The organism is Streptomyces sp. PA03-1a, from assembly GCF_033792805.1.
GTDB lineage: Bacteria > Actinomycetota > Actinomycetes > Streptomycetales > Streptomycetaceae > Actinacidiphila.
Genome location: NZ_JARAVO010000046.1, coordinates 36504 through 46802 on the forward strand (window position 1 = coordinate 36504; position 10299 = coordinate 46802).

Here is a 10299-nt window from a genome sequence, read left to right on the forward strand (position 1 = left end):
GGGGTCCGCTGATCGGCGAACTGGCCGAAGTGCTGCCCGACGGGGCCAAGGTCATCGACCGCAGCACGGTCAACGCCTGGCACGACGACCGGGTACGTGAGCGCATCACGTCCACCGGACGCGGCAAGCTCATCTTCTCGGGCATCTCATTGGAGGTGTGCGCGACGCTGCCCGCCATCGCGGCCGCCGCGGAGGGCTACGACACCTACGTCGCGCTCGACGCGTCCGGGACGTTCTCCGGCGCCAAGCGGGAGGCCGGCCTCATCCGGCTCCAGCAGGCGGGTGTCATCGTCAGCGACTACGCCACGCTGATGGTCGAGATCCTCGGCGACAACGCCTCGGCCAAGGCCGCCGAGGTGTACGCGGCCCTCGACATGCCGTTCGCCGTGCTCGTCGGGCAGATCTCCGCCGCGTACGGCGCGTAGCGCCGCGTGCCTTGTCCCGGCGCCGGGACCGCCATCGGCCCCGGCACCGGGATGACGCGTGCCGCCTCGGCTACTCGCCGGTCTGCTGCCGCAGCCGCTCGTCCAGCCAGGTACGGGCCACGCCCCAGGCGTGCCCGTCCGGGTCGATCACGTCGAAGTGGTCCGCTCCGGGTGAGATCGCGAGTGTGACGTCCGCTCCCTTGGCCGTGGCGGCTTGCGCGTAGGTCTGCGCGTAGGCCGGCGGGATCACCTCGTCGGCCGAGCCGTGGACGACCAGGACCGGGACCCCGCCGTCGGCGAGTTCGACGGGGGAAGCGACCGCGTACCGGTCGGCGTGTTCCGCGACGCTCCCTCCGAGCAGCAGCCGGGCGATGCCGTCCCCGGCCTGAGCGGCCACCGCAGGCCACACGTCGGCGCGGGACGGCGGCGGCGCGTTGGGCGGGACGTCGGCATCGGAGTCCGTCATGCCGTTGCCGAGTGCCACCGAGTCGGCGTGGACCAGGTCCAGCACGCCGGCCAGCGACACCACTGCGACGGGCTTGACCCGGGGATGCGCGCCGGGAACGCCGTCCGGCAGGGCGGAGCGGTGCGCGACCCATGTGGCCAGGTGCCCGCCCGCCGAGTGTCCGACCACCAGAACGCGGCCCGCGTCGACCGCCGGGTCGAGGTGGGCGACGGCGTCCACGGCCGCCGCCATGTCGTCGAACGTCCCCGGCCACCCGCCGCCGGGTTCGCCGATCCTGCGGTACTCCACGTTCCAGACGGCGTAGCCGCGTGCCACGAGGTCCTCGGCCAGCGGTACGACCTGCCGGCGGTCGAACATGGCCGTCCACCATCCGCCGTGCACCAGGACCACGACGGGGAAGGGCCCCTCGCCCTCGGGGAGGTAGAGCTCTCCGACCTGGGACGGCTCGGGTCCGTAGGCGACGGTCCGTACCGCTCGGGAGCCATCGGCCGCGTCGTCGTAGCGCACCCCGCTGTCGGCGCTGACGAGCCGGTCGATCGTGGCGAAGAACGCGGCGATCTCGGGGAGGTTGCCCCCCTTCGCGCGCGACTCGTCGAAGGCCAGGGCGTCCGCCCATTCGACGACGTCCAGCCAGGTGTCGTCGGCGACGCGCACCAGGCGTGCGCCGATGAAGCCCCTGCGGTCCTTGCGGAACGCCGACAGCATGCCGGAGCGCGCCGACAGCATGTCCGACGTCCTGTCCGGTGCGACGACGAACGTCGTCAGCTCGATCACAGACATCCTCAGCTCCTGACGGGTGATGCACGGAACACGATTAGTGAGCAAACTTGATAGTCACTGATCTTGACTATTCACCTTAGGTGTCCCCGGGGACGGCGGCAAGCGAGAGCGGAGGCCGGACGGAGGGCCGGGCGTCATGCGCGTGGTCATCCACCGCGGTGAACACACGGGCGGTGCGCCCCGGATGCACAGCGGGCACCCGGCGAGGCCGCCACACTACGATCGACCGTAGTGAGGGACTCCAGACGCAAAGGGGTGGCCGGCCGTGCGGCGCAGTGAACGGAAGGTGACGGATCCCGACATCGGGATCATGTCCGCACGCCTGCTCTTCTCGGTCCAGAAGGAACTCTTCGAGAAGCTCGCCGAACAGGGCCATCCCGAGCTGCGCCCCCAGCACGGCGCGGTGCTGGGGTACATCGACGAAGAGGGCAGCCGGGCGACGGAACTGTCCCGGCTGTCCGGGGCCCACAAACAGGTCATCGGCAATCTGATCGACGAACTCGAAGCCCTGGACTACGTGGAGCGCCGCCCGGACCCCAGCGACAGGCGCGCGAAACTGATCGTGCCCACCGCCCTGGGACGCGACCAGATGCGCAAGTCCGACGCCATCATGGCCGCCATCGAGGAGCGCCACGCCGAGGAGATCGGCAAGCAGGAGTACGCACGCTTCAAGGACGCGTTCCGGCGGATCACCGCACTCCAGACCGAACGCTTCGACGAGGCCACGACGCCCCGGCGGCGGCGTCCGGCGGCCGGAGACTGACCGTCTACAGGCGGGCGGTCATCCCGCCGTATATCGCGAGCGCGGCTCCGGTGATGAACCCGGTCTCGTCGCTCAGCAGGAACGCCGCGAACGCGGCGATCTCCTCCGCCCGGGCCATCCGCCCGAGCGGATGCATCGCTTCGGCCGAGCGCCAGGAGTCCTCCGGCGTCAGGTCCGGGTCGGCCTGCGCGAGAGCGCGCGACAAGGGCGTGTCGACACCGCCGGTGACCAGGGCGTTGACCCGGACGCCGGCCGCGGCCGCGTCCGGCGCCGCCGACTGGGTGAGCCCGATGACGCCGTGCTTGGCCGCGTTGTAGGGGGCCATGTGCGGGCACGCGGCGACGCCGCAGACGGAGGCGTTCTTCAGGTCGCGCCCCCGCCGCTCGCCTGGAGCGCGGGTATCTCGTACTTCAGGGCGTAGAAGACGCTGGTGAGGTTCAGCTCCAGGTCCGCGTGCCAGGCCCCGCTGTCGACCTCGGTGACCCTGCCGTCGGCGGTGGGGGCGCCCGCGTTGTTGAACGCGCCGTCGAGCCTGCCGTACAGGCCCAGCGCCTGCCCGACCGCCTCCTCCACGTCGGCCTCCACGGTCACGTCGGTGGGTACGAAGGTCGCCTCGCCTCCGGCGGCCTTGATGTCGGCCGCCAGCGCCTCACCGACCTCCCGGCCGCGTGCCGCGAGGACGAGCTTCGCGCCCTCGCCCGCGACGCGCTCCGCCGTCGCCCAGCCCATGCCCGAGGTGGCCCCGGTGATCAGGATGACCTTCTCTGCGAAACGTGCGTACACGATCACTCCCCTGGCCGGTCGGGCCGGAAGGTGGAACTCCCAGCGTTGTCGTACCCCCGGCGTAGCATCCGCCCGGAGTCGGGATTGCGGTGTGCGGCTGACGGAGGCGCGTGGATGACGAGCACAACAGGCGAGACCGTGACGGTGTCCCGGCTCTTCGGGACCCCGGCGGGGGACATCTTCCGGATCCTGGCGGACCCGGGACAACACTCTGCGTTCGACGGCTCGGGGATGCTGCGCGGTGCCGCCACCGACGCCCCCGTTTCGGGCGTCGGAGACGTCTTCGTGATGCGGATGCACCACGAGCGTCACGGTGACTACGAAATGAACAACCACGTCGTCGAGTACGAGCCGGACCGCCGCATCGGCTGGGAGCCGCGACCCGGCCGCGGGCATCCGGACGTCGCCGCGCCTGGTGCGGTGTGGGGGCACCGATGGATCTTCGATCTACGCCCGAACGGCGCCGGGGCGACGATCGTGACCGAGATCTTCGATGGTTCGCGCATGCCGGAGGACAAGCGCACGGAAGTGGTCAACGGGCGCGCCTGGTGGCAGAGCCAGATGGCAAGCACCCTGGAACGCCTCGCCGAACTGTGCGCCGTCCGGTGACCGCCGAATTCGACGCCCTCAAGGGCGGCCTGGACCGGCAGCGGCAGCATGTCCTCGGGATCCTCGCCGGCCTCTCGGAGGACGATCTGCGCCGGCCCGTACTGCCCAGCGGCTGGAGCTGCCTGGCCCTGGTGCGGCATCTGACCCTGGACGTCGAACGCTTCTGGTTCCCCGGCGTCATCGCGGGCGAGCCGGCTGTGGCCCGGCAGCTCACGGCGGGGGCGCAGGCACACTGGTCCGTGCCCGAGACGATGAGTGCCGAGGAGGTCTTCGCCGACTACCGGACGGCCGTCGAGCGCGCGGACGCCGTCCTGGCTTCCACGGCACTCGAACAGCCGCCTGCCGCCTGGCCCGAGGAGATCTGGCCCGACTGGCGGCTGCCCGACGTGCGCCACATCCTGATCCACGTGCTCACCGAGGTCGCCTGTCACAGCGGCCACTTGGACGCCGCCCGCGAACTGATCGACGGCACGACCTGGCTCGGCGGCGACCCCTACGCCCGTGACTGACCGCAGCGGGGTGTGACGGCTCGTCAGGAAGCCGAGGGGTCGGGCCCGGCGCCCGCGATTCCCGCGGCGTCACGCTGGAGGCGGGCGAGGGCGTGGACCGTGTCGCGGGTCGCCGGGTACAGGCCCCGGTAGAGGCTGTGCAGCCTGTCGTACGCAGTCTCCGTGGCCGGGTCCGGTACGCACTGCTCCTGGACGGGGTTCCACGTCGCGGTGGCCGTTCCACCGTCCCATTGGGCGGCGAGCCGGGCGGCCCCGTAGGCGGCTCCGACGGTGACGGTGGGAATGTCCTGGGGCAGCCCGGTGACGTCGGAGACGATCTGCGTCCAGAGCCTGCCCTGCGTGCCCCCGCCGACCGCGACGACCCGCTCGATGTCGGCGCCCGCCCGGCGCATGGCCTCGACGTTGTGGCGCACGCCGTGAGCGGTGGCCTCCAGCGCGGCCCGGTACAGGTCGCCGCGGGTGTGCTCGACGGTCAGACCGGCGATCACCCCGCGAGCGTCGGGGTCGGCGATCGGCGTCCGCTCACCGGCGAAGTACGGGAGCATCGCGAGCCCGCGCGCGCCGACGCCGCTGGCCGCGGCCTCCGCCAGCAGGTCCGCGCGGCCGGGTGAGCCGAACAGGCCGCACAGCCACTCGGTGACCGCACCGGAGGTGGCCATCCCGGCGGCGAGGGAGCGCGTGCCCGGGAAGGCGCCGACGGTGCTCCACAGTTCGGGCACGCGCAGCTGCGCGGTGACGGTGGCGATGAGGAACATCGTCGTGCCGTACATGAGCATCAGGTCGCCCGGTCCGGTCGCGTCGACGCTGACGGCCTCGGCCCAGGCGTCGATCGTCCCGGTCAGGACGGGTGTCCCCGGCGGGAGCCCGGTTGCCGCTGCCGCCCCGGCCGTCACCGTGCCGGCCTGGTCACCGGGCCAGCGCAGCTCGGGCAGTTCCGCGTGCGGCCACACCGCGTCCACCCAGGGGCAGTACCACTCCTGCGCCCGGGTGTCGTAGAAGGGGACCGACTGGCTTGCCGAGTGGTGGTCGAGCACGTAGGCGCCGGTGAGCCGGTGGGCGAGGAAGGAGGCCGGCATGAACAGCCGCCGTGCCGCGCGGAACACCTCGGGCTCGTGCTCGGCCACCCAGGCCACCTTCGGCCCCACCGCCTGTGTGGACAGCACGCTGCCGCACCGGTCGAGGACGGCCCCGCGGCCGAGTTCGGCGTCGAGCCGGGCGATCTGCGCGACGGCCCGCGTGTCCACGCCGTACAGGACGGCCGGACGCAGCGGCCGGTTCGCGGCGTCGGCCAGAGCGACGCACGGGCCCATGCCGCTGACGCCGACCGCATCCACGCGCGTACCGCCGGACAGGAGGTCGCGGGTGATGTCGCAGAACTCCCGCCACCACACATCGGGGTCCATCTCGACGTGTCCTGGTCTCGGGCGGGAGACGGTGTGCGTGCGCACGGCGGTCGCGATCACCGTGCCCGATGCGTCGACCAGGACGCCCTTGCTGCTGGATGTGCCGACGTCGACACCGAGGAAGGCCATACCTGCATGTCACCACACGGGTGGGCCGTGACACCGAGAACGCGGTCCTGCTGTGGGCGGACGCGCATCATTCGCCGCCGGCCCCGCATTCAATCGTTCCAGCGGTTCATGCTGCCCTCGTCACGGCAGAAGACCAGGCGGCCGTTGCCGGCGCGCGTGGACCGGCCGCCCGGCCGGCCGCCTCCGCCCGTCAGCTCCGGTAAGTCGGGTGACGGAGCGCCGCGGGCCTGGTAGAACAGGCGCCGATGGGCATCCGGGAGCGCGACCGCAAGGTGTACCGGCCGCTGCGGCGGGCCGGCCTCGAGGTGATCCCGAACGCCGTGCCGGACGGCACGATGCCGTTCGTCCACGGATACGCGACCGAGGACGTGGACGGCAGCTTCTGCCACCCGTACGACACCCACGGCTCGTCGAGCGGCTCAACGAGGACGGGTACGACCTCGCCGTCGCCTCGGGACTCTTCGACCATCGCCGCGAATTCCTCGTCCAGCTTCCGCAGGGCGCCCGAACGCGCCAGGCCGCCCTGCGGAAACAGCACAGCGGCAGCCACGTCGCGCCGGCGGTCTGGGCCCGGGTCCGGCTCCTGGAACGCTGGGACGTCATGGGAATGGGCGCGGCATCGGCGTTCCTCGGCGTCCACGCGGGCCATTCCGGCTTCGCCATGATGGCGCTCGACGACAGCCCCTACGTCATCCGCGAGTTCAAGGGGCGGATCGCCGCCTGGCTCGCCGGCCGCACACCGGACGCCGTCGGCCTTCCGGGCGGCTGACGCCGCGATCCAGGCGACAGGCGGCAGGCCACGGCCGGGAGCGGCAGCCGGGAGGCAAGTTGATCGTTGCACCACACACCCATTAGGCTCTTGCCTGATCAAGTAAATTGTCGGACGTGCAGGCGCTCCCGGCGAACGGTGAGCCGACGAGGACGCCTGACACGCCACCGGTCTGCCACGCACCGGGGAAAACAGGAACGAGCGGCCGGTCAGCGCCGCGCATGTGAGGGAGGAACCGGGGTGTCCGGCAGATCACACAACCCCTACGGCTTCTGGTACCGGCTGGCCGCGGCCATCGCGAAACCCGTGCTGTTCGTCCTCGTCAGGCACCGGTGGCGCGGGCACGAACACATACCCGCCGAGGGCGGTTTCATCACCGCCGTCAACCACATCTCGTACTTCGACCCGCTCACCTACGGGCACTTCCAGTACAACAGCGGTCGGCCGCCCCGGCTTCTGGCCAAGGCGTCCCTCTTCACCATCCCCTTCGTCGGCACGGTGCTGCGCAAGACCGGCCAGATCCCCGTCCACCGCGGAACGGCCGACGCCGCGCTGGCGCTCCGGGACGCGATCGCCGCCGTCAACAAGGGAGAGTGCGTCGCGGTCTACCCGGAGGGCACCGTCACCCGCGACCCGCAGCTGTGGCCGATGGCCGCCAAGACCGGTGCGGCACGCATCGCGCTGACGACCGGCGCGCCCGTCATCCCGGTCGCCCAGTGGGGCGCGCACCGGATCGCACCGCCTTACGCGCGCGGGGGACGCGGCAACCGCCGGGTGTGGCTGGTGCCCCGCCAGACCGTGCACGTCGTGGCGGGACCCCCGGTCGACCTCAGCCGCCACCACGGCAAGGAGCTCACGCCGGGCGTTCTGAAGGACGCCACGGAGGACATCATGACCGCCATCACCGCGCTCCTCGCCGACATCCGCGCCGAGCAGCCCCCCGCCGAACGCCACAGCGTGCGCCGCGCCGCGCGCGAGCGCGGCAAGTGACCCGCGACGCTGCGGGGCCGCGCGGAGCGGCAACGGGTACTGCCCACAGGTGAGTTGATCGTCGGACGTGCCGCGGCCCGTGGCGGAGGGTTCTCCGCCACGGGCCATTCGACGGCGCCCGGGGCCCAGCCGTCACACGCTCTGGTCGCGCCCCCGCCCCCGGGCCGTGGTGCGCGCCGTCACGATGGGCTCGAGCAGCCGCCGCGGGGTGTTGATCGCACTGGAGACGGGATCGTCGTCGGTCCCCTGAGGCTGGAAGCCCGGTCCGGGCTCCATGCGGATTTCCGGGACCGGGACGCCCGCACCGCATTCCTGGCAGCGTCCGTCGGGGTCGAGGAGGCCCCCGTCGAGGTCATGGCGGATGAGGCGCTTGGTTCCGTTCGGGGAGTAGCTGGGAGTGCACGACATCGGGCGGCCGAAGAAGGGCGAGACCGTCGTCGTCACCGCCGCGGGCGGCGCCGTGGGGTCTGAGCCCTTCATCTCCATGGACCACCAGGCTCGCTTCGACGAGATCGAGGCCGGCCTCCTGCCCCGGGTGCGCCGGGGCGAGCTGCGCAGCCGCGGGCACGTGATCGAGGGGCTGACCGCGGCCCCGGCAGCCCTCCACAGGCTCTTCGACGGCACGAACACGGGCAAGCTCCTCGTCCGCGTCGGACACTCCTGACCCACCCGTGCCGCGCGGGCCGCCCGGCCGTGGCGCATCGCCCACCGCAACCAGGAGGTCGATCATGTCGTCCGTACTCATCACCGGCGCGTCCAGAGGCATCGGGCGCGCCATCGCCGTCGAGCTGGCGGCTCGGGGCCATCGCGTGATCGCCACCGCACGCCGCCCGGAGACACTGGCCTGCTTCCCCGTCGACCGGCGCCTGCGGCTCGACGTCACCGATCAGGAGAGCGTCGACCAGGCCGTCCAGGACGCCGGCGGGTCACTTCGGCATCAAGGTGAGCATCGTGCAGCCCGGCGCCGTCTCCTCCGGTGGCGGGGAGCGCGCCAAGGTGTTCCTGAAGGAGGACGATCCCTACGCCCCGCTCTACGCGGCCCTGCCCGCCCTCCGGGGTGAGCTCATCACCCCCGAGGACGTGGCCGCCGCGGTGGCCGGCACGATCGAACAGCCCGCGCCTGCGCTGCGCGTGCCGGTCGGCGCGCCCGCCGAGCAGGTGTTGCGGGCCCCTAAGGAGGCCCCGGAGAACGATCCCTTCCTGATGGCGAAGATCAACTGGTAAGGGCCCCGGAGGCACCCTTCGCCTGCCACAGGTCGCGGAGCAGGGCGATCTCGGCCATGTGGTGGATGAGTTCCAGGTTGCCGCCCGCGAGCACGGCGACGAACGGCTCGTCGGGGTCGGAGCCGTACGGGTACTGCGAGAAACCGATCGTGTCGAGTTGCTCGTCGGTGACGGTGGCGACACTCTCGCGCCAGCGGTCGATCACCGCCCAGAACCGCTGGAGCGCCACGGCTGCGGAGGGCGTGAAGTCGACGAGCAGCTTGGGCTCGTGCCGCCGTTCGCCGAAGGTCCACTCCCATCCGCCCGCGAAACAGAAGTGCAGGTGCCCCAGGCGCCACGCGATGGTCGTGAACGGTACTCGGTCGGGCTCCGGCGGGCCGGTGTGGGCCAGGACCTGCGCGACCCGTTCGACGCTCACGCTCCAGTCCTCGGCGATCTTGTCGACGGTCATGCCGCCCGCGGCCTGCCGGGCCACCTCCGCGTACTCGCTCGCCGGGATGTCCGGGGCACCCAGGTCGAGCACCCACTCCCCCGGACCGAACGCCCTGGGCGTCGTCGCCTCACACCGCCGACGGACCGACCAGCAACCGGGCACCGGTTCCCACAGGTACTCCTCGTCACCGAGCCCCTCGAGCCGTACCTGGGCCATCTCCCGGGCGTGGTCGAACTGGTCGAGCAGCAAGCCCAGTCGGCCGGTCCGCGCGCCCTCTGTCGCCATGTGTCCGGCTCCCTCCGCGGTCGCGTTCCCTCGCTGCTCACAGGCGAAGCTAACGGCTCACCTCACGGGACGCGACCGATTTCCCGGCCCGCGTCCTCAGCGCTCGGCGCACGGCGCACGGCGCTCAGATGCGGACACCGAACTGGAACGGCATGTTGTTGATGGACTCGTAGCGCACGAGCGTGCCGGTGCGCGGCGCGTGCAGGACCATGCCGTTGCCCGCGTAGAGGCCGACGTGGTGCAGGTCGCCGTAGAACAGGACGAGGTCGCCGGGCGCGAGCTGGCTCATCGACAGGCGCGTGCCCGCGTTGGCCTGCAACTGGGAAGGCCGCGGTATGTGTGCGCCGGCCTGGGCGTAGGCCCAGGAGGTGAGGCCGGAACAGTCGAAGGCATTGGGACCGGACGCGCCGTAGACGTACGGCAGGTTGAGCCTGGTCTTGGCCGCGGCGAGGGCGGCGGCGGCGAGCGAGGAGGCCGGCGGGACGTTGCCCAGGTCGACGCGGTCGTTGGAGCGGTTGGCCCGGTTCTCCGCGGCGGTGAGGGACGCACGCTGGGCGGAGGTCAGCGAGTTGAGGAGCTTCTGCGCCTCGGCCAGCTTCGCCTGGACTTCCTTCTTCTTCTTGCCCAGTTCGGTGCGGGTCTCGTCGAGCTCGTTGAGCTTGCTCGCGGCCTCCGCCTTCTGCTGGTTGAGGGTGCGCTTCTTCTCCGCGATCTGCTGGAGCGCCTCGGCC

17 protein-coding genes are annotated in these 10299 nt (G+C 71.8%); 9 read left to right on the forward strand and 8 right to left on the reverse strand.

The window, feature by feature from the left end:
- The first annotated feature begins 11 nt into the window (after positions 1 to 11).
- Complete coding sequence (locus tag PV341_RS13025) at positions 12 to 425, forward strand: isochorismatase family protein (protein WP_500357831.1); 414 nt, start codon at positions 12 to 14, stop codon at positions 423 to 425.
- Positions 426 to 495: 70 nt separating this feature from the next.
- On the opposite strand, the gene PV341_RS13030 is transcribed toward PV341_RS13025, so the two are convergent.
- Positions 496 to 1671 carry an alpha/beta hydrolase family protein gene (locus tag PV341_RS13030; protein ID WP_500328347.1) on the reverse strand — a complete coding sequence of 392 codons (1176 nt, stop codon included), beginning with the start codon at positions 1669 to 1671 and terminating at the stop codon, positions 496 to 498.
- 286 nt (positions 1672 to 1957) lie between these two features.
- Here PV341_RS13030 and PV341_RS13035 point away from each other — a divergent pair, with 286 nt between their 5' ends.
- On the forward strand, positions 1958 to 2434 hold the full coding sequence (locus PV341_RS13035) for a MarR family winged helix-turn-helix transcriptional regulator (RefSeq protein WP_500328348.1): 477 nt from the start codon (positions 1958 to 1960) through the stop codon (positions 2432 to 2434).
- Positions 2435 to 2438: 4 nt separating this feature from the next.
- Here PV341_RS13035 and PV341_RS13040 read toward each other — a convergent pair whose 3' ends face one another.
- Positions 2439 to 2759 (reverse strand): SDR family oxidoreductase, encoded by a 321-nt coding sequence (locus tag PV341_RS13040; protein ID WP_500357819.1) that lies wholly within the window; start codon positions 2757 to 2759, stop codon positions 2439 to 2441.
- A gap of 38 nt (positions 2760 to 2797) precedes the next feature.
- Entirely contained in the window at positions 2798 to 3217 is a 420-nt protein-coding gene (locus PV341_RS13045; protein ID WP_500357820.1) for an SDR family NAD(P)-dependent oxidoreductase, read from the reverse strand.
- A gap of 114 nt (positions 3218 to 3331) precedes the next feature.
- On the opposite strand from PV341_RS13045, the gene PV341_RS13050 reads away from it, so the two are divergent.
- Positions 3332 to 3826, forward strand: a complete 495-nt coding sequence (locus PV341_RS13050; protein WP_500357822.1) for an SRPBCC domain-containing protein — start codon at positions 3332 to 3334, stop codon at positions 3824 to 3826.
- Positions 3823 to 4335, forward strand: coding sequence for a DinB family protein (locus PV341_RS13055; RefSeq protein WP_500328351.1), 513 nt, complete (start codon positions 3823 to 3825; stop codon positions 4333 to 4335). The genes PV341_RS13050 and PV341_RS13055 overlap by 4 nt, the downstream gene beginning before the upstream one ends.
- A gap of 23 nt (positions 4336 to 4358) precedes the next feature.
- Here the strand turns inward: PV341_RS13055 and PV341_RS13060 are convergent, their stop codons facing one another.
- Both PV341_RS13060 and PV341_RS13065 read right to left on the reverse strand, forming a co-directional pair.
- On the reverse strand, positions 4359 to 5867 hold the full coding sequence (locus PV341_RS13060; protein ID WP_500357824.1) for an FGGY-family carbohydrate kinase: 1509 nt from the start codon (positions 5865 to 5867) through the stop codon (positions 4359 to 4361).
- Positions 5868 to 6057: 190 nt separating this feature from the next.
- A complete protein-coding gene (locus tag PV341_RS13065; RefSeq protein ID WP_500357826.1) occupies positions 6058 to 6405 on the reverse strand; it encodes a hypothetical protein in 348 nt (115 codons plus the stop codon).
- Positions 6406 to 6468: 63 nt separating this feature from the next.
- On the opposite strand from PV341_RS13065, the gene PV341_RS13070 reads away from it, so the two are divergent.
- Together PV341_RS13070 and PV341_RS13075 are read left to right on the forward strand one after the other, a co-directional pair.
- Complete coding sequence (locus PV341_RS13070; protein WP_500357828.1) at positions 6469 to 6636, forward strand: hypothetical protein; 168 nt, start codon at positions 6469 to 6471, stop codon at positions 6634 to 6636.
- Positions 6637 to 6876: 240 nt separating this feature from the next.
- Entirely contained in the window at positions 6877 to 7626 is a 750-nt protein-coding gene (locus tag PV341_RS13075) for a lysophospholipid acyltransferase family protein (RefSeq protein ID WP_500328357.1), read from the forward strand.
- Positions 7627 to 7758: 132 nt separating this feature from the next.
- On the opposite strand, the gene PV341_RS13080 is transcribed toward PV341_RS13075, so the two are convergent.
- On the reverse strand, positions 7759 to 8034 hold the full coding sequence (locus PV341_RS13080; RefSeq protein WP_500328359.1) for a hypothetical protein: 276 nt from the start codon (positions 8032 to 8034) through the stop codon (positions 7759 to 7761).
- On the opposite strand from PV341_RS13080, the gene PV341_RS13085 reads away from it, so the two are divergent.
- The 3 genes from PV341_RS13085 to PV341_RS13095 all read left to right on the forward strand — a co-directional run bounded on the left by PV341_RS13085 (position 8024) and on the right by PV341_RS13095 (position 8850).
- Positions 8024 to 8290 (forward strand): hypothetical protein, encoded by a 267-nt coding sequence (locus PV341_RS13085; protein WP_500328361.1) that lies wholly within the window; start codon positions 8024 to 8026, stop codon positions 8288 to 8290. The two genes, PV341_RS13080 and PV341_RS13085, sit on opposite strands and share 11 nt — an antisense overlap.
- A gap of 64 nt (positions 8291 to 8354) precedes the next feature.
- The gene (locus PV341_RS13090; RefSeq protein ID WP_500328363.1) at positions 8355 to 8687 is read left to right on the forward strand and encodes an SDR family NAD(P)-dependent oxidoreductase; all 333 of its coding nucleotides are present in this window, start codon (positions 8355 to 8357) and stop codon (positions 8685 to 8687) included.
- Positions 8578 to 8850, forward strand: a complete 273-nt coding sequence (locus tag PV341_RS13095) for a hypothetical protein (protein ID WP_500357833.1) — start codon at positions 8578 to 8580, stop codon at positions 8848 to 8850. Before PV341_RS13090 ends, PV341_RS13095 begins: the two co-directional genes overlap by 110 nt.
- Here PV341_RS13095 and PV341_RS13100 read toward each other — a convergent pair.
- A complete protein-coding gene (locus tag PV341_RS13100) occupies positions 8840 to 9568 on the reverse strand; it encodes a DinB family protein (protein ID WP_500327432.1) in 729 nt (242 codons plus the stop codon). The genes PV341_RS13095 and PV341_RS13100 overlap by 11 nt on opposite strands.
- Positions 9569 to 9692: 124 nt before the next feature.
- Positions 9693 to 10299, reverse strand: a 607-nt coding sequence (locus tag PV341_RS13105) for a C40 family peptidase (RefSeq protein ID WP_500357830.1), incomplete at its 5' end; no start/stop codon positions are given.